15 protein-coding genes and 1 rRNA gene are annotated in these 18,067 nt (G+C 48.9%); 9 read left to right on the top strand and 7 right to left on the bottom strand.

Going from position 1 to position 18,067, the window contains the following annotated elements:
* Positions 1-3 precede the first annotated feature (3 nt).
* The 6 genes from mnmG to rpmH all read right to left on the bottom strand — a co-directional run bounded on the left by mnmG (position 4) and on the right by rpmH (position 5,761).
* Complete coding sequence (gene mnmG / locus GOM71_RS21010; RefSeq protein ID WP_156284643.1) at positions 4-1,890, bottom strand: tRNA uridine-5-carboxymethylaminomethyl(34) synthesis enzyme MnmG; 1,887 nt, start codon at positions 1,888-1,890, stop codon at positions 4-6.
* Between the two features lie 197 nt (positions 1,891-2,087).
* Positions 2,088-3,467 (bottom strand): tRNA uridine-5-carboxymethylaminomethyl(34) synthesis GTPase MnmE, encoded by a 1,380-nt coding sequence (gene mnmE, locus GOM71_RS21005; protein ID WP_367649736.1) that lies wholly within the window; start codon positions 3,465-3,467, stop codon positions 2,088-2,090.
* Positions 3,468-3,551: 84 nt separating this feature from the next.
* Positions 3,552-4,190, bottom strand: coding sequence for an RNA-binding cell elongation regulator Jag/EloR (jag, locus tag GOM71_RS21000; RefSeq protein WP_156284641.1), 639 nt, complete (start codon positions 4,188-4,190; stop codon positions 3,552-3,554).
* On the bottom strand, positions 4,187-4,966 hold the full coding sequence (locus tag GOM71_RS20995; RefSeq protein ID WP_156284639.1) for a YidC/Oxa1 family membrane protein insertase: 780 nt from the start codon (positions 4,964-4,966) through the stop codon (positions 4,187-4,189). Before GOM71_RS20995 ends, jag begins: the two co-directional genes overlap by 4 nt.
* Before the next feature lie 185 nt (positions 4,967-5,151).
* A complete protein-coding gene (gene rnpA / locus GOM71_RS20990; RefSeq protein WP_367649735.1) occupies positions 5,152-5,520 on the bottom strand; it encodes a ribonuclease P protein component in 369 nt (122 codons plus the stop codon).
* Between the two features lie 106 nt (positions 5,521-5,626).
* Positions 5,627-5,761 carry a 50S ribosomal protein L34 gene (gene rpmH, locus GOM71_RS20985; RefSeq protein ID WP_367649734.1) on the bottom strand — a complete coding sequence of 45 codons (135 nt, stop codon included), beginning with the start codon at positions 5,759-5,761 and terminating at the stop codon, positions 5,627-5,629.
* A gap of 651 nt (positions 5,762-6,412) precedes the next feature.
* Between rpmH and dnaA the strand changes: the two genes are divergently transcribed.
* From dnaA to gyrB, 6 genes are all read left to right on the top strand, one after another.
* Positions 6,413-7,765: a chromosomal replication initiator protein DnaA gene (gene dnaA / locus GOM71_RS20980; RefSeq protein WP_367649733.1), complete on the top strand. Its 1,353-nt coding sequence runs from the start codon at positions 6,413-6,415 to the stop codon at positions 7,763-7,765.
* Positions 7,766-8,000: 235 nt separating this feature from the next.
* Positions 8,001-9,143 (top strand): DNA polymerase III subunit beta, encoded by a 1,143-nt coding sequence (dnaN, locus tag GOM71_RS20975; protein WP_156284635.1) that lies wholly within the window; start codon positions 8,001-8,003, stop codon positions 9,141-9,143.
* A 33-nt stretch (positions 9,144-9,176) separates the two neighbouring features.
* A complete protein-coding gene (gene yaaA / locus GOM71_RS20970) occupies positions 9,177-9,392 on the top strand; it encodes a S4 domain-containing protein YaaA (protein WP_156284633.1) in 216 nt (71 codons plus the stop codon).
* A gap of 31 nt (positions 9,393-9,423) precedes the next feature.
* Complete coding sequence (gene recF / locus GOM71_RS20965) at positions 9,424-10,536, top strand: DNA replication/repair protein RecF (RefSeq protein ID WP_156284631.1); 1,113 nt, start codon at positions 9,424-9,426, stop codon at positions 10,534-10,536.
* 24 nt (positions 10,537-10,560) lie between these two features.
* Positions 10,561-10,812 (top strand): extracellular matrix regulator RemB, encoded by a 252-nt coding sequence (gene remB, locus GOM71_RS20960; protein WP_156284629.1) that lies wholly within the window; start codon positions 10,561-10,563, stop codon positions 10,810-10,812.
* Positions 10,813-10,877: 65 nt separating this feature from the next.
* The gene (gene gyrB / locus GOM71_RS20955; RefSeq protein ID WP_156284627.1) at positions 10,878-12,800 is read left to right on the top strand and encodes a DNA topoisomerase (ATP-hydrolyzing) subunit B; all 1,923 of its coding nucleotides are present in this window, start codon (positions 10,878-10,880) and stop codon (positions 12,798-12,800) included.
* A gap of 46 nt (positions 12,801-12,846) precedes the next feature.
* On the opposite strand, the gene GOM71_RS20950 is transcribed toward gyrB, so the two are convergent.
* Positions 12,847-13,677 carry a YheC/YheD family protein gene (locus GOM71_RS20950; RefSeq protein WP_253944962.1) on the bottom strand — a complete coding sequence of 277 codons (831 nt, stop codon included), beginning with the start codon at positions 13,675-13,677 and terminating at the stop codon, positions 12,847-12,849.
* 322 nt (positions 13,678-13,999) lie between these two features.
* Here GOM71_RS20950 and gyrA point away from each other — a divergent pair, with 322 nt between their 5' ends.
* The 3 genes from gyrA to GOM71_RS20935 form a co-directional block, all read left to right on the top strand.
* Positions 14,000-16,525 carry a DNA gyrase subunit A gene (gene gyrA, locus GOM71_RS20945; protein WP_156284623.1) on the top strand — a complete coding sequence of 842 codons (2,526 nt, stop codon included), beginning with the start codon at positions 14,000-14,002 and terminating at the stop codon, positions 16,523-16,525.
* Between the two features lie 43 nt (positions 16,526-16,568).
* Positions 16,569-17,639 (top strand): HD-GYP domain-containing protein, encoded by a 1,071-nt coding sequence (locus GOM71_RS20940; protein WP_156284621.1) that lies wholly within the window; start codon positions 16,569-16,571, stop codon positions 17,637-17,639.
* Positions 17,640-17,963: 324 nt separating this feature from the next.
* Positions 17,964-18,067 (top strand): 16S ribosomal RNA (locus GOM71_RS20935); the annotation flags it as partial.

Below are 18,067 nucleotides of genomic sequence, written 5' to 3'. Positions count from 1 at the left end.
CCGTTATCCTCTCGACGCTGTTACGCGATTATAATGCTCCAAGTAAACAATCAAAATTGAAATATCCGCAGGTGTTACTCCAGCAATACGCGAAGCTTGACCGATGGACAAAGGCCGGATCGAGGCAAGCTTTTGTTTCGCTTCAGAAGCCAGACCGTGAACTTCCGCATATTCAATGTCATCCGGAATTTTCTTTTTCTCCATCTTGTTAAGACGCTCAACCTGCAGCAGCTGCTTCTCAATATAACCCGCATATTTAATTTGAATTTCCGCTTGCTCCTTCATTTCCTCTGTTAAAGGCAAATCGGAAGGCGCAATGGTTTCCAACATGCTATACGTAATTTCAGGGCGTCGCAGCAATGTTAACGCATCAACGGTGAAATTGATCGGCGCCGAGTTTGCAGCAGCAAGAATCGCTTCCGCTGCTTCCGGACGGATTTTCGTTGTACGCAGTCTTTCAAGCTCTTCCGCAACCAGCTCTTTCTTCTTCAAGAACGATTGATAGCGCTCTTCCGAAATGAGCCCAATCTCATAACCAATTGGCGTCAAACGCAGATCAGCATTGTCATGGCGCAGCAGCAAACGATATTCGGCACGGGAAGTCAACAAACGATAAGGATCATTTGTCCCCTTCGTCACCAAATCATCAATCATAACGCCGATATATCCTTGTGACCTTTCAATAATGACCGCTTCTTTTCCTTGCACTTTACGAGCTGCATTAATACCGGCAATAATGCCTTGTCCAGCCGCTTCCTCATACCCGGATGTGCCATTGATTTGTCCAGCTGTGAATAAACCGTCAACTACCTTTGTCTCCAGCGACGGCCATAGCTGCGTCGGTTTTACTGCATCGTATTCAATCGCATAACCGTTACGCATCATCTCAACATTTTCCAATCCTGGGATTGATCGTAAAATGCCTAATTGTACATCCTCAGGCATACTCGTCGAGAGCCCTTGCACATAATATTCCGAAGTATGCTTGCCTTCCGGCTCAAGGAAAATTTGATGCTTCGGTTTATCGGCAAAACGGACGATTTTATCTTCGATGGACGGGCAGTAACGCGGCCCTGTGCCTTCGATTGCTCCCGAGAACATCGGTGCGCGATGCAAATTATCGTTAATGATTTGATGCGTTTTTTCCGACGTGTAAGTCAACCAGCAAGGCAACTGCTCATTGTCTGAAGATACGGTCTCATGCGAGAAAAACTTCGGCTTCTCGTCTCCAGGCTGAATTTCCGTCTTGGAGAAATCGATCGTATCCTTATGAACACGCGGCGGCGTACCCGTTTTGAAGCGAACCAGATCAAAGCCATGCTCCTTCAAGCTCGCGGATAATCGAATGGAAGGCTGTTGATTGTTAGGGCCGCTTTCATACATGAGCTCGCCCATAATGATTTTGCCGCGCAAATATGTGCCTGTCGTAATAATGACCGCTTTAGCACGATAAATCGCTCCGGTTTTCGTGATAATGCCTGTAATTTTGCCTTCTTCAACGATCAGCTCCTCCGCCATCCCTTGGCGAAGCGTCAAATGATCGGTCTCTTCAATCGTTTTCTTCATCGTGTGCTGATACGAGAATTTGTCAGCTTGCGCGCGCAGCGCGTGGACGGCTGGTCCTTTACCGGTATTCAGCATCCTCATCTGAATAAACGTTTTATCAATGTTGCGTCCCATTTCTCCGCCAAGCGCGTCAATTTCACGCACAACATGGCCTTTTGCTGGTCCGCCGATCGACGGATTGCAGGGCATGAACGCAACCATATCCAAATTGATCGTAAGCAACAGCGTTTCGCAGCCCATCCGCGCCGCGGCAAGCGCCGCTTCGCAGCCGGCATGACCCGCGCCAACGACGATCACTTCATATTGTCCCGCTTCGTAACTCATATCTTTCTTCCCTCCGTATCATACAGTAAATCCATTTTTATTGAAGCCCCGTAGCAACGGAGAGAAAGGTTGAGCTGGAGGAGCATCAGCGTTGGATAAGGTGTGACTTTGAGCTCCGCCCAAAGATCCTGATGTCAAGTCCAACCTTTCTTGCAGTTGCGGCTATTAGGCTTAAGACTAATTTATTTACACTACCTTTATTTCCCCAAGCAGAACTGGGAAAAGATTTGATCGATCAGCGAATCGCCAACCTCATCGCCTAAAATCTCGCCAAGCGATTCCCAAGCTGAACGCACATCGATCTGAATCAAATCAATCGGTATGCCGGCATTCGATGCTTCGATGGCATCCAAGAGCGATTGCTGCGCCCGCTTAAGCAGAGAAATATGCCGAACATTGCTGACATATGTCAAATCCCCGGAATCAAGCTTGCCTTCGAAAAACATCGTGCTAATCGTTCTCTCCAGCCGGTCCAGCCCTTCTTCCTCCAGCACAGACATCCGCACGATAGAATCCGGTTTGCTGCGACGCTCGACTTCTTCCATATTCAGCTTGCCGCTAAGATCTGTTTTATTAATGACGACGATAACCGGACGTCCGCTCAGTTGATCAAGCAATGCCCGATCATCCTCATGCAGCTCTTCGTTGTAATTGAGGACAAAAAGAATCAAGTCCGCTTCCTCCAGCGCGTTGCGCGAGCGCTCTACGCCGATCCGCTCCACGACATCGTCGGTTTCGCGAATGCCCGCTGTATCGAGCAGCCGCAGCGGAATGGAGCCTAATGTCACATACTCCTCTATAACATCACGCGTCGTTCCGGGAATATCGGTCACGATCGCTTTGTTCTCCTGGACAAGCATATTGAGCAGCGATGACTTGCCGACATTCGGCCGGCCAACAATAGCGGTCATTATGCCTTCTCTTAATATTTTGCCTTCATTTGCTGTTTTTAACAGCTTGCCGATCTCCTCCAGCGTTTTCCCGCTTTGTTCGCGAATATAGGCGCTGGTCAAATCCTCGACATCATGCTCCGGATAGTCGATATTCACTTCGATGTGCGCAAGCAGCTCAATGACCGTCTGACGAAGCGCTTTAATCCGTTTCGACAGCGTACCCTCCGCCTGCTTGCGGGCAATCGAGAAAGCGCGATCCGACTTCGACCGGATCAAATCGATGACAGCCTCGGCCTGCATCAAATCGATGCGTCCATTCAAAAACGCACGCTTCGTAAATTCGCCAGGCTCAGCCAGCCGCAATCCTTCTTGCAGCAGCACAACATCAAGCACCTTTTTAACAGCGACAACGCCGCCATGAGCATTTATTTCAACGACATCTTCTGCCGTGAACGACTTCGGACCTCTCATTAATGTAACGATAACTTCCTCCACTTGCTCACCCGTAACCGGATCAACGATGTGGCCGTAATGCACGGTATGCGATTCTGCGTCGCGCAGCGATAGCTTGGAGCGAAAAATACGCGAAGTTGCTTCAATCGCATCGGGACCGCTCACCCGAATGATCGCTATACCGCCTTCTCCAACCGCCGTCGAGATTGCGGCAATGGTATCATGTACCACCTCATTCAACACCCTCTCAAACACTTCTAAAATGGAAAAACAGCAATGACCATAATAGCCATTGCTGCGAATCGATAACTTCAGCTATACTGTCTTGTCTTTCAGGGCAATGACAACGCGCCGGTTAGGCTCGTCGCCTTTGCTGTAGGTTTTCACCTTCGGATGGTTCTGCAATTGCGAATGGATCACCTTTCGCTCATGCGGCGACATCGGCTCCAGCACGACCTCTTTTCTCGTGCGGATTACTCTGCCAGCCAGCCTCTCCGATAATTCCTCCAGCGTCTTGCGGCGCCGCTCGCGAAAATCTTCCGCATCAAGGACGATACGCAAATGCGAGTCCGAAAAGCGGTTAGCAACAATATTAACCAAGTACTGCAACGCATCGAGCGTTTGCCCGCGGCGTCCAATCAGCATGCCGAGTTCCCCGCTGCCCGAAATGGACAGTTGAGTACCTTCTCTCGTTTGTTTTTGTTCGACAGCGACCGTAAGCCCCATCGTACTTGCCACTTCACGAAGAAATTGCACTGCTTCATTTGTTGGATCAGGTATAAGCTCCAGTTCAACTTTCGCTTCTTTCACGCCAATCAGGCCAAGTCCGAACAGCCCTTTCGCAGGCTGCTCAAGCACCGCTACCTTAACGCGATCCTCGGTTACATTTAATGTTGCCAATCCGCTCCGAACTGCATCTTCAATCGTCTTTCCTGATGCTACGATTTTCTTCATTTCGCGAGGGCCTCCTTACCCTTGTCAGATGAACGTACGTACAGGAAGTAGTTTTGAACAATTGTATAGATATTCGAGAAAATCCAGTACAACGGCAATGCCGAAGGGAAGTTAAGCGCCATAACGAAGATCATCACCGGGAAAATAGCGAGCATCATGCCCATGCCCGGCATCGTCTGTGTTTGCTGCGCTTGCATCATTTTCGATTGGATGAACGTCGTTGCTGCAGCGATCAGCGGCAAAATGTACCACGGACCCGGCTCGCCGAGCGCCAATCCCAAAAATTCATGCGAACGTACGTCTGGATTCATATAAATCGCATTATACAGCGCAATGAACACCGGCATCTGCACGATGAGGGGCAAACATCCCGCCATCGGATTAACCTGGTTCTGTTGGAAGAGCTTCATTGTCTCTTCCTGCTGCTTCTGCGGGTTATCCTTGTACTTCTTCTTGATTTCCGCCATTTGCGGCTGAATCTTCTGCATCGCCTTCGAGCTGCGATACTGCTTCAGCGTAAGCGGCAGAATCGCCGTCCTAACGATAATCGTAAGCAATAGAATGGCTAAACCGTATGATCCGCCAAACCAGTCCGCGAACGAATCAAGCGTAATGGCAAAGTAATACACGACATTTTTTTCCCAAAAGTTTCCTGACTGTAAATCTTCCGTGCTCGTCGTATGGTTGATTTGACCGCCGCAGCCTGCGAGCAGCGCAACCATAAGCACCATGCCAATAACGAGCAGCCATTTGCGGTTAACTTTCCGAACCAACATGAAATCTCCTCTCTAAAAGGCAATGCAATTTCATCCGCAAGCCGCTCACGTAGACCGTCTTAAGCCTGCATACTCATTTCTATTGCGAAAACGCGCATTTCCCCCTCTAAATAAAGCGGCGAAACCGTTTACGCTTGTCTAATTGACTATACCATAATTTATAGGACAAAGAAAAGTGTCCTTCCCTATGTCCTGGATCTGTGCAATCGTTCTTCTTTCCGCAATAAACCTGCTTTTTTCAGCACATGCAAAATGCTTTTTTCGAGCATTTTCGTCTCCATTTCGACAGCCGGTTTTCTTACGATAAGAATGAAATCGATGTGCGGCACAATTTTATCTCCGTTTAGGCGGACGATCTCTTTGATTACGCGCCTCATCCGATTGCGAACGACGGCGTTTCCGATCTTCTTGCTGGCCGATACGCCAAGCCTGAACGGCTCCGCAACCGGCTGCTTGGACCAATAGACGACAAATTGACCGTTCGCAAACGATTTGCCCCATCTATAGATCCGATTAAAGTCAGCTCGGTTTCTCAGACGCAGTTTTCTTTGCACGACACCCGCTCCCTGCCTTCACTTCCTATAATAAGCCTCCCGCACAGTTCCCCATGCAGTATCGCCATCAGGGCAAAAAAAAAGACCACCCGACGTGGTCTTTTGCTTATGCGCTAAGAACTTTTCTTCCTTTTTGACGACGCGCCGCCAAAACTTTACGTCCGTTTTTCGATGCCATCCGTTTGCGGAAGCCATGAACTTTGCTGCGTTTGCTTACATTCGGTTTAAATGTAGGTCTCACTATTCTGCACCTCCAGTACATCATAATCCATTGCGGCCGGCAGCCCGCTGCGAGTAAACCCAGTCAAACGCCGTTCGCTAAAAAATCAGCTTTTTCAATTAAAACATGATTAAGACAAAAAGTCAATCAATCGCCCATTAGCCAAAATTTGTTGAAAACGATCGCTGGCATTCCCCTAACTAGGCTTATGCATAAGTTTCAAAATTATACACAAGCTACAATTTTACGATTCATTTCACTTGTCCCCAGAAAAACGATTATCCGATTCTTTTCGCTAATTTAATAACATGTGTATAATTTTCCGCCGCAAAAGGCGAACTATGTCGAAATGACAACAAGATATTAACAATATCTAGTGTTGTACATAACTTCTGTACACAAGCTATTGAATATGTGGATAAAAACCCACAATTCGTTGAAATATAAGGCATCTTTTGCTATGATTAATATGTTTTCGGTGTGGATACGTCGACCGAATCCCCAATCTTATTAACACCCTGTGGATAAGATTGTGAACAAACTAATCCCCTATTTATAACTTAGACGATTATAATTCTGCATATTGTGGACACTTTCGTTTAAAACAGGGGTTATTCGACATGCTTTAGCTTAACTGCGCCTTCGGGGCGATTTTAGAAAGGACTGACGTCTGTGGACAGCCATACCTATGATTTATGGCAGCAAGTGTTGTCGATCATCCAGACGAAGCTGAGCAAGCCGAGTTTCGATACTTGGTTCAAAGCGACTAAAGCTTCTTTTATAGATGACAATATGCTTGAAGTTACGGCGCCGACAACATTTGCCGCTGAATGGCTGGAAGGCCGCTATACGAAATTGATCCGCACGACGCTGTTCGAATTTTTGGGCCGGCAGGTCGACGTCCGCTTTTCGATTGAAGAAGCGAAAAGCGCGGAGCCGATCGCACCCCTTCCGCCCAAGCTAATTGAACCTGCCGTCGTATCGGAAGAGCCTCATTCCCATATGCTCAATCCAAAATATACGTTCGACACCTTCGTCATCGGCGCCAACAACCGGTTTGCCCATGCAGCATCGCTTGCAGTGGCAGAAGCGCCGGCAAAAGCGTACAATCCGCTGTTTCTGTATGGCGGCGTAGGACTTGGCAAAACGCATCTTATGCATGCAATCGGCCATTATATTATGGATCATAATCCGAGCACGAAAATTATGTACATTTCGTCGGAGAAGTTTACGAATGAGTTCATTAACGCCATTCGCGACAACCGCGGCGAAAGCTTCCGCAACAAATATCGCAATATCGACGTGCTGCTCATTGACGATATTCAGTTTCTAGCCGGCAAAGACGGAACGCAGGAGGAGTTTTTCCATACGTTTAACGCCTTGCACGAAGAACGGAAGCAAATCGTCATTTCGAGCGACCGCACGCCAAAGGAAATTCCAACGCTCGAAGAACGGCTCCGTTCCCGCTTTGAATGGGGACTTATCACCGACATTCAAGCGCCGGACCTGGAGACGCGGATTGCGATTTTGCGGAAAAAAGCAAAGGCTGAAAACCTTGATATTCCGAATGAAGCGATGGTCTACATCGCCAATCAGATCGACACGAACATTCGTGAGCTGGAAGGGGCGCTTATCCGCGTCGTTGCCTATTCGTCGCTGATCAACCAGGACATCTCGTCCCATCTGGCAGCGGAAGCGTTGAAGGACATTATCCCTTCAAGCCGGCCGAAAATGATTACGATCAACGATATTCAGCAGAAGGTCGGCGAATTTTACGGCCTGCGGCTGGAGGATTTTAAAGCGCGGAAACGGACGAAAGCCGTTGCGTACCCGCGGCAGATTGCGATGTATTTATCACGCGAGCTAACCGACTATTCGCTTCCTAAAATCGGCGAAGCGTTCGGCGGCCGAGACCATACAACCGTCATCCACGCGCATGAGAAAATTACGCAGCAGCTTAAGCAAGATCAGGATTTGTACAAAATATTGCAAAACCTGACGGAGAAGATTAAAAACCATACGTAACACCTTGTTAATAAATAGGGACAACCAATCAAGCCTATGCACACGCTATTCACATGTGGATAGGCTTGATTTATCAGCGTTATAATAGGTTATCCACATATTCAGGCCGCCTACTACTACGGCTACTATATTTTTTATTAAAAAAGAACATCAAAAGCGGGCGGAAACGCCCAAATGGCTTCGCCACAAAAAAGCGGAGCTTTGCCCATCATCTCGATCCTTTAGGAGTGAAACTATGAAATTAACGATTTCCAAACATGAATTGAACGAAGCGATCCAACAGGTATCGAAAGCAGCCTCGTCCAGACCGACAATTCCGATTCTCGGCGGCATCAAAATTGAGGTTACCCACCAAGGCGTAACATTAACGGCGAGCGACACCGACATTTCAATCCAAAGCTATATTCCAGTCGAACGCGAAGACATCGTTATTGCACATGTGGATAAACCGGGCAACGTTGTGCTTCCCGCTAAATTCTTTGTGGAAATCGTTAAGAAGCTTCCTTCTGAACAAGTGCAGATTGAGGTCGGCGCTCATTTCCAAACATTGATCCGCTCGGGCTCTACCGATATTCAAATGGTCGGCCTTGATCCGGAAGAATTTCCGGTACTGCCTTCCATCGAAGAAAATGAATTGTTCCAAATGCCTGGCGATTTGCTGAAATCGATGATCCGCCAGACAGTGTTGGCTGCTTCAACGAATGAGCAAACGCCGATTTTGACCGGCGTATTGTGGGGTTTGCAGGATCAGCAGCTGAAATTCGTGGCGACTGACCGCCATCGCCTGGCCAGCCGTACCGCTCATGCCGAGACGGATTCAGAATATCGATTCAACAATGTAGTAATCGCGGCAAAAACATTAGTTGAGCTTTCCAAGCTGATCCCAGAGCAGAACGAGCTCGTCGATATCGTCGTAGCGGACAACCAGGTGCTGTTCAAAATCGGCAACGTCCTGTTCTACACGCGGATGCTGGACGGCACATATCCGGATACTTCTAAAATTATTCCGCAGCTGTACAAAACAGAACTCGTCCTCGATACAAAAAATGTGACAGACGCCATAGACCGTGCGTACCTCATGTCGAGAGAAGAGAAAACGAACATCGTCCGTCTGACGACGCTCGAGGACGGCACAATTGAAATTTCGTCCAGTTCTACCGAGCTCGGCCGCGTTACGGAGCAGCTGGAAGCGAAAAAATTCGAAGGCGACCCGCTAAGGATTGCGTTCAACTCCAAATATATGCTGGATGTGCTTAAAGTTATCGACAGCGAGCATATTTCGCTCGGATTCAACGGCGCGATGAGTCCAATCGTTATCAAACCGACGGACCACGCTTACAATACGTACGTCATTTTGCCTTACCGGACAACGGGCTAACAGGCATGAAGGAAAGGGAGGTGGCCAACGCTTATGAAAGAAGTTGCCATTCGAACGGAATATATTACACTGGGCCAGTTTTTAAAGCTGGCCGATTGCATCGCTACAGGCGGACACGCAAAGTTTTTTCTTCAAGAGAATGAAGTGCATATTAACGGCGAAGCGGATAATCGGCGCGGCAGAAAGCTGTACGTCGGCGATCGTGTAGAAGTTGAGGGCTGCGGCGTCTTTACGGTAACCGGCTCATAACGAATCCAGGCAGCCGGAAGGGCGTGCGAAATTGTTTTTAAACAGCATTCAGCTTCACAATTATCGGAATTACAAGGAGCTTGAGCTTCAGACAAGCAATGCGGTCAATTTGTTTGTCGGTCCGAACGCTCAAGGAAAGACCAATTTGCTGGAGGCGATTTTTGCGCTTGCGCTGACGAAATCGCACCGGACGTCGAAGGATAAGGAGCTGATCGGCTGGGACGCCGATTCGGCCCGGATCTACGGCGAGGTCGATAAGCGATACGGCTCGGTCAAGCTCGATTTGATGTATTCGGCGCAAGGCAAGAAAGCGAAGATTAACGGTTTGGAGCAGCGAAAGCTTAGCGATTTTATCGGCTCTTTGAACGTCGTTATGTTCGCGCCGGAGGATTTGGAAATTGTAAAAGGAACGCCGGGCGTACGGAGACGGTTTCTCGATATGGAAATCGGCCAAGTGCAGCCCGGCTATTTGCATACGCTGCAGCAATTCGGCAAAGTGCTCGTGCAGCGCAACAATTATTTAAAAACAGCAGCGCCTGGCGGTCAGCATGGCGCAATGCTTGAGGTATGGAATGCACAGCTCGCTGAGTACAGTGTTAAAATTATGAAAAAAAGGAAACACTTTATTCATAAATTGCAACGCTGGGCCGAGCAGATTCATTCGGGCATTACGGCGGGCGGCGAGCGCCTCACGATTGAGTACCGTCCTTCTTTCGATATGGGCGGTCTGGAAGATGAAACTGTTTTATTTGAACAATTTATGTTAAAGTTATCACAAGTAAAAGATCAGGAGATTCGAAGAGGGACGACGCTCGTCGGTCCGCATAGGGACGATTTGGCCTTCTTCATCAACGGAAAAGAAGCATCCGTATACGGCTCGCAAGGACAGCAGCGAACGACAGCGCTTTCGCTTAAGCTCGCAGAAATCGAGCTCATTTGCGAGGAGATTGGGGAATATCCGTTGCTGCTTCTCGATGATGTGTTGTCCGAGCTTGACCAGAACCGTCAGACGCAGTTGATTGAGACGTTTCAAAGCAAGGTGCAGACGTTTATTACGACCACCGGTCTAGAAAGCGTCAATATGAACAAGCTTAAGGATGCCGGCATCTATGAGGTGCGGGAAGGTTATGCCGTGCGCTCTTAGGCGCTTACATGGGAGGCGGAGGATATGTATATCCATTTGGGCGGCGAGAAAATTATACGGGCTGCCGAGCTGGTAGCCATTTTCGATATATCAATAGAGCAATCCTCCAAGCTGTCCAAGCAATTTGTTGCCGGAGCCCGCAAACGCAAAGACGTGGAGACGATTGGCGAGGAAGAGCCGAAATCAATCGTTGTAACGAAGAATAAAATCTATTATTCGCCGATATCATCTTCGACGTTGAAGAAACGGGCGCATCATTTTGTGGCCAATGGCTGACTTTGACGGCAGTATGCTAAGCCAAAGCGAACAGGAAGAGCAGTTGAGAGGAGAGTAGAGCTGGGATGTCTTTAAATCAGCAGCAAAATTCGTACGACGAGAGCCAGATACAGGTACTGGAAGGTTTGGAGGCAGTACGCAAACGTCCAGGGATGTATATCGGCTCCACTAGCAGCAAAGGTCTTCACCATCTCGTATGGGAGATTGTCGACAACAGTATCGACGAAGCGCTGGCCGGCTATTGCAATAGGATTCAAATTTTCATTCATGAGGATAACAGCATTACCGTTATCGACAACGGCCGGGGCATTCCGGTCGGGGAGAACGCGAAGCTGAAAAAATCGACGCTCGAGGTCGTTATGACGGTCCTGCACGCCGGCGGTAAATTCGGCGGTGAGGGCTATAAAGTGTCCGGCGGTTTGCATGGTGTAGGCGTATCGGTCGTAAACGCATTGTCCGAGCATGTGACCGTAACCGTCACACGCGACGGGCATAAGTATCGCCAAGAATACGTTCGGGGTGTGCCGCAATACGATGTCAAAATTATCGGCGATTCCAATGAAACCGAGACAGGCACAACGACACGTTTTAAACCCGACCCGGAAGTGTTTACGGACACGACGATTTTTGAATATGAAATTTTGCAGACTCGCGTACGCGAGCTTGCTTTCTTGAATAAAGGCATTGAGCTCGTTCTGACGGACGAGCGTACCGGCGTCAGCCATACGTACAAATACGACGGCGGTATTATCGAATTCGTCAAATATTTGAACCGGAACAAGGAAGCGCTCCATGAGTCCCCGATCTATGTCGAAGGCTCGAAGGATCACATTCAGGTCGAAGTTTCGATGCAGTATAACGATGGGTACAGCGAGAACCTGCACTCCTTCGCTAACAATATCAATACGCATGAGGGCGGCACGCATGAATCCGGCTTCAAGAGCGCGCTGACGCGGGTCATTAACGAATATTCCCGCAAAATGAATCTGATCAAGGACAACGACAGCAACTTCTCCGGCGATGACGTTCGGGAAGGTCTAACCGCGATCATTTCCGTAAAAATTCCGGAGCCTCAGTTCGAGGGGCAAACGAAGACGAAGCTTGGAAACAGCGAGGTTCGCGGTATCGTGGAATCGTTGCTGGCCGAGAAACTGCAGGAATTTATGGACGAGAACCCTGCCGTATCGCGGAAAATTGTCGAGAAGGGACAGCAGGCTGCAAGAGCACGGGAAGCGGCGCGTAAAGCACGCGAGCTGACTCGTCGCAAGAGTGCGTTGGAAGTGAGCTCGCTGCCGGGCAAACTGGCGGACTGCTCGTCCAAGGACGCTTCGATCAGCGAACTGTACATCGTCGAAGGCGATTCCGCAGGCGGATCGGCTAAGCAGGGCCGGGATCGTCATTTCCAAGCGATTTTGCCGCTGCGCGGTAAAATTTTGAACGTTGAGCGCGCAAGGCTTGACCGCATTCTCGGCAATGCCGAGATTCGTGCGATCATTACAGCGCTTGGCACAGGCATCGGCGACGATTTCGATATTTCGAAGGCGCGTTACCATAAGGTCATTATTATGACCGATGCCGACGTCGACGGCGCGCATATTCGCACGCTGATGCTGACGTTCTTCTTCCGCTACATGCGCAAAATTATCGAAGCCGGTTATGTGTACATTGCACAGCCGCCGCTCTTTAAGATCGAGCGCAACAAAGTGATTCGCTATGCGCAATCCGAGAGGGAGCGCGACGAAATTATGGCGGAGTTCGGCGAAGGCATGAAAATTAACGTTCAGCGCTATAAAGGTCTAGGAGAAATGAACGCTTCCCAGCTGTGGGAGACGACAATGGATCCGGAGAGCCGCACGATGCTGCAAGTAACGATTGAGGATGCGATTGAGGCCGACGTTATTTTCGATACGCTTATGGGCGATAACGTAGAGCCGCGTCGCGACTTTATTCAGCAGTTCGCGAAAAACGTTAAAAACCTCGATATCTAGCATAAAAAGCCGTCCGCAAGCAGCGGACGGCTTTTATTTTTCCAATTCAGGATCTTGTTTTCCGTCTGATCGGTTTTGAAACGGCAACGGTTTTGCGTTTGCGTGTAACGACAGGCTGCCGCGGGCGAAGCCGGCCATAAGCAACTGCATATCGATAGATTTTGCGGAAGACAGCCTTATTAGGCAGCTTTCGGAAAATAAACGGATCGGGACAAGTGTTCACTTCCAAAATCCAAGGATGAAAGTCGGTGTCGATGGCAATGTCGATGCCGATTTCTTTTATACGCGGATAAGTGGCTTGCAGCGATCTTACGATCAAAAGTCCAAGGGCATGAAGTCTGGCGGTATATTGCTGCTGCTCGATTGGCGCCATATGGCTCGACATCAGCCTCTCGAAGGACATCGGAGTGCCTCCGCTGTGATAGTTGGTGACGATTTTGGCGGGGTGGGAGAGACGCCCGATAATGCCGGTCACTTCCCAAGCACGTGACAGATTTTTTTGTACCATGACGCGAATATCGAAACGGCGTTCTTGATGCATGAGCAGATGGATTCCCCGTTGAACGAGATAACGTCTTTTGCTCGTATAAACGTTAAGGCTTCTAAACAGCTGGTCAAAAGTGAGGAAGCTGCGGATGAGCGTGCCATGCTGGTATTTAAAGCCGATCTCGGGCTCGGCAAGCTTCTCGACACGGATGACTCCTTTACCGTAAGTGCCGTTATTCGGTTTGACGTAGACCATCTTGTAGTTTTCAAGCATGATGAACAAAGTTTCACGAGAGTAGTTTTGCGTCTCTGGAATATATTCAAGCAAATGTTGCGACTTCAGCAAGGCGTTTGTTTTCGCCCATTTGCTAGTGACGCGTTGGATCGACAAGGCGCTTTCTCCTTTCATGGATTCCGGTCTTTATGCAGGACAGCGTGAGCGAAAGTAATGGCTCAAGTTGCTAATCAAGCAGAGACAGACTTTGGAATGAGTGGTATAATGGAAGTTGGGTCTGTTTATATTATGGCGGTTACACGCTATCGAAAACTGTGATTCACCTATTTTCTGAAATAGTTTTGCAGGTTTGTGAAAGAAACGCAGCCGATATATTTTTAAGGCCGGCGCGGGTTTAACGGCATCTGTTTTGTGAAAGTAATATAATGGTTATCGTGATTTATAGGATGGAAGATAGATGACGTCAGGGAGGTAAATCATGGCGGAAGAACAACAGCGTTCGCAAATAAAAGACCGTGAGATTGGGACGGAAATGCGCGATTCCTTTATGGATTATGCGATGAGTATCATCGTAAGCCGCGCTCTGCCCGATGTTCGGGACGGCCTAAAGCCGGTACATCGCCGTATTTTGTATGCAATGTCGGATCTCGGCATGGCGGCGGACAAGCCGTATAAGAAATCGGCAAGGATCGTAGGCGAAGTTATCGGCAAATACCATCCGCACGGCGACTCGTCCGTATATGAGGCGATGGTTCGGATGGCGCAAGATTTCTCGATGCGCTACATGCTTGTAGACGGACACGGCAACTTCGGTTCCGTCGACGGCGATATGGCAGCGGCTATGCGTTATACGGAGGCGCGCCTGTCCAAAATCGCGATGGAAATGCTGCGTGACCTGAACAAGGAAACAGTCGATTTCATACCGAACTATGACGGCGAAGAGAAGGAGCCTGCCGTTCTGCCATCGCGTTTTCCGAATCTGATGGTAAACGGGGTTACGGGTATCGCTGTCGGTATGGCAACGAATATTCCTCCGCATAACTTGGGTGAAGTGGTTGACGGTATTCAAGCGTTGATTGCTAATCCTGAGATTACGCCTCTTGAACTGATGGATTATGTAAAAGGTCCGGATTTCCCGACGGCCGGTCTCGTTATGGGACGTCACGGCATGCGCCAGGCTTATTTGACCGGACGCGGCACAGTGACGATGCGGGCTAGAGCGACCATTGAAGAGAACGGCAACAAAGCGCGCATTATCGTGTATGAATTGCCGTATCAAGTCAATAAAGCGCGTTTGGTTGAGAAAATCGCCGAGCTCGTGCGGGAGAAGCGGATTGACGGTATTACCGACCTGCGCGACGAGTCCGATCGCAACGGCATGCGTGTCGTTATTGAGCTTCGCCGCGATGTAACGCCTAGCGTCGTACTGAACAATTTATATAAACAAACGCAAATGCAATCGAACTTCGGCATTAACATGCTGGCGCTCGTAAACGGCGAACCGAAGACGCTCAATTTACGCGAAATGCTGTATTACTATTTGCAGCATCAGATTGAAGTCATCCGCCGGCGCACCGAGTTCGATCTGAAAAAAGCGGAAGCGCGCGCTCACATTCTCGAGGGCTTGCGTATTGCGCTTGATCATTTGGACGAAGTCATCGCGTTGATCCGCGCGTCACAGACAGCGGATATTGCCCGTGAAGGCTTGATGGATCGTTTCGCACTCAGCTACGAGCAAGCGCAAGCGATACTCGATATGCGCCTGCAGCGTCTGACAGGCTTGGAACGCGACAAAATTGAAGCTGAATATGCAGAGCTTCTGAAGAAAATCGCCGAATACAAAGCGATTTTGGCAGACGAGCAGCTTGTGCTGAACATTATCAGCGAAGAGCTTGCTGAGCTCAAGGAGCGTTTCGGCGACGAGCGCCGGACAGAAATTACGATCAGCGAAGAAGAGATATTGGATGAAGATCTCATTCCGCGCGAAGACGTAATTATTTCGGTAACGCACAGCGGATACATTAAGCGTTTGCCGGTTACGACTTACCGCAGCCAGAAGCGCGGCGGCAAAGGCGTTGTCGGCATGGATACGAAGGAGAACGACTTCGTCGAGCATCTTTTCGTATCGAATACGCATCATTACTTGCTGTTCTTCACGAACAAAGGCAAGGTGTACAAGCTGAAAGCGTACGAAATTCCGGATTTGAGCCGGACGGCTCGCGGAACGCCGATTATTAACTTGATTCAGATCGAACAAGGAGAGACGGTTAACGCCGTTATTCCGGTGCAAAGTTTCGATTCTGACCATTATTTGTTCTTCGCTACACGTCAAGGGGTTGTGAAAAAGACTCCGCTTGACGATTATATGAATATACGGAAAGTGGGACTCATTGCCATCTCGCTCCGCGAGGATGATGACTTGATCGGCGTTAAGCTGACAGACGGCAATCAAGAGATTGTGATGGGTACCGCGCAAGGGATGTCGATTCGTTTCTCCGAGCATGATGTGCGCTCTATGGGACGTTCGGCGACCGGCGTAAAAGGCATTCAGCTCGACGATGACGATGTCGTGATCGACATGGACGTTGTTGTTAATGACAATGACGTATTGATCGTAACGTCCAAAGGCTACGGCAAGCGGACGCCAATGAGCGAATACCGGATACAGAACCGCGGCGGGAAAGGCATCAAGACGTTGAACGTAACGGATAAGAACGGTCCGATCGTCAGCTTGAAGGTCGTGCTGAACGACGAAGACTTGATGATTATGACTGCACTCGGAACGCTTATTCGGACCAGCATGGAAGGCATTTCGACGATGGGCCGGAATACGCAAGGCGTTAAGCTGATTAATACGCGCGAGGATGATACCGTAGCTACAGTAACACGTGTTGCACGCAGCGAAGAAACTGAAGAAGAGAGCGATGAAGAGTCGTTTGAATCTGACGGTGCTGAGGCAAATGCGGATTCGGATGCAGGCAGCGATGCCGATTCTGCTGAATAAGCGGTCCAAAAGCGATAGATAACACGGGGAGGGGACCGGAGAGATGACCACACCATTGTCACATGTGAAATTAGGCGATAAACTCGGCGAAGATGTCCTCACCCCGCATGGCGGAGTGTTGTTTAATAAAGGGAAAATTGTCACGCCGCGCGCGCTGGAGATTTTACAGGCCTTTTTGGTGCCGAGTGTTGTTATTGATTCTCCGCTAAATGCGCTTGCAAGAAATAAAGGGGAAGCAGCAGCAGAACCAAACAACACGAAGCAGACAACTCCGCCTTCCTCGTTGCAAGACGAGTATGAAAAAATGGTCGCGCTGCTAAAACGCACGTTCAATGATTACGCGCCTGGCCTGTCTTTGCCAGTCATGGATTTGCGAACACAACTGGAGAAGCTGCTTCAGCAGGCAGGCAGCTACAATGTGCTGACGTTTTCGCCGCGTACATTCAATGAACAGGACTATTGGCTGCATAATAGCGTAGCTTGCTCGATAACGTCTTATTTGATGGCGCAGTGGGTGAAGCTGCCGCAGAAGGACTGGATGCAGGTGGCGCTTGGCGGTTTGCTCCATGATATCGGCAATATTCGGGTCGATCGAATGATCTTAATGAAGCCGACCAAATTGACTGATGTTGAGCATGAGGAAATTAAGCGCCATCCGATGCAAGGTTATCAGCTGCTGAAAAATGTTGCTGCAATCAACGAGGGTGTAAAGCTAGCGGCTCTTCAGCATCATGAACGCGTAGATGGAAGCGGGTATCCGCAAGGAATCGAGTCCTCGGAGATTCATCCATATGCCAAAATCGTTGCGATTGCCGATATTTTTCACGCGATGACGTTGAATAAATCGTATCAAAAGGCGATTTCTCCTTATATAGTATTGGAGCAAATTCAAAGCGATTCGTTTGGCAAGCTGGATCCGGGCTACGTACGTATATTTATTGAGAAGGTGACACAATTCCATAACGGAACGGTAGTCCGTCTCAATGACGATCGGATCGGAGAGATTGTATTCTCGGATTCGATGCATCCAACTCGTCCTTGGGTGTCCATTGACGGCAAAATCATTAATTTGACCGTTGAAAGGCAGTACCATATTACAGAAGTTGTTCGTTAAAATAGAGCGGTTTTCGGCGTCATCCTTCATAAGGATGACGCCGTTTTTGTTTGCAGATATGGCTTGGGCAAATGTTTTTTAAAAAACTTTAAAAAAAGACTTGCAATGGCATAGGCACCCGTGATATATTATCTAAGTCGCCGCTGAAACAAACGCGGTTGACACGAAAAAGAAATTGTTCTTTGAAAACTGAACAACGAGCGAAACTGCCCTTACGAATGGCTCGCCATTCGTGAGAAAAGCGATAAAAACAAAGTAATGAGCAAGTCAAATTCTGACCGGGATTTTCCGATCAGCCTTGGGCTGGACAATCGGAAAACCCTTTCTATGGAGAGTTTGATCCTGGCTCAGGACGAACGCTGGCGGCGTGCCTAATACATGCAAGTCGAGCGGATCTGATGGAGTGCTTGCACTCCTGACGATTAGCG

This window comes from Paenibacillus sp. NEAU-GSW1, from assembly GCF_009737085.1.
Lineage (GTDB): Bacteria > Bacillota > Bacilli > Paenibacillales > Paenibacillaceae > Pristimantibacillus.
The sequence above is the reverse complement of the archived record's forward strand: the minus strand, read 5'-3'. Positions and strand labels throughout refer to the sequence as shown.

Coding starts and splice junctions, on each gene's coding strand:
- mnmG (WP_156284643.1), bottom strand. CDS start 1,890: ATGAGTTACGAAGCGGGACAATATGAAGTGATCGTCGTTGGCGCGGGT.
- jag (WP_156284641.1), bottom strand. CDS start 4,190: ATGAAGAAAATCGTAGCATCAGGAAAGACGATTGAAGATGCAGTTCGG.
- GOM71_RS20995 (WP_156284639.1), bottom strand. CDS start 4,966: ATGTTGGTTCGGAAAGTTAACCGCAAATGGCTGCTCGTTATTGGCATG.
- dnaN (WP_156284635.1), top strand. CDS start 8,001: ATGAAATTAACGATTTCCAAACATGAATTGAACGAAGCGATCCAACAG.
- yaaA (WP_156284633.1), top strand. CDS start 9,177: ATGAAAGAAGTTGCCATTCGAACGGAATATATTACACTGGGCCAGTTT.
- remB (WP_156284629.1), top strand. CDS start 10,561: ATGTATATCCATTTGGGCGGCGAGAAAATTATACGGGCTGCCGAGCTG.
- gyrB (WP_156284627.1), top strand. CDS start 10,878: ATGTCTTTAAATCAGCAGCAAAATTCGTACGACGAGAGCCAGATACAG.
- gyrA (WP_156284623.1), top strand. CDS start 14,000: ATGGCGGAAGAACAACAGCGTTCGCAAATAAAAGACCGTGAGATTGGG.
- GOM71_RS20940 (WP_156284621.1), top strand. CDS start 16,569: ATGACCACACCATTGTCACATGTGAAATTAGGCGATAAACTCGGCGAA.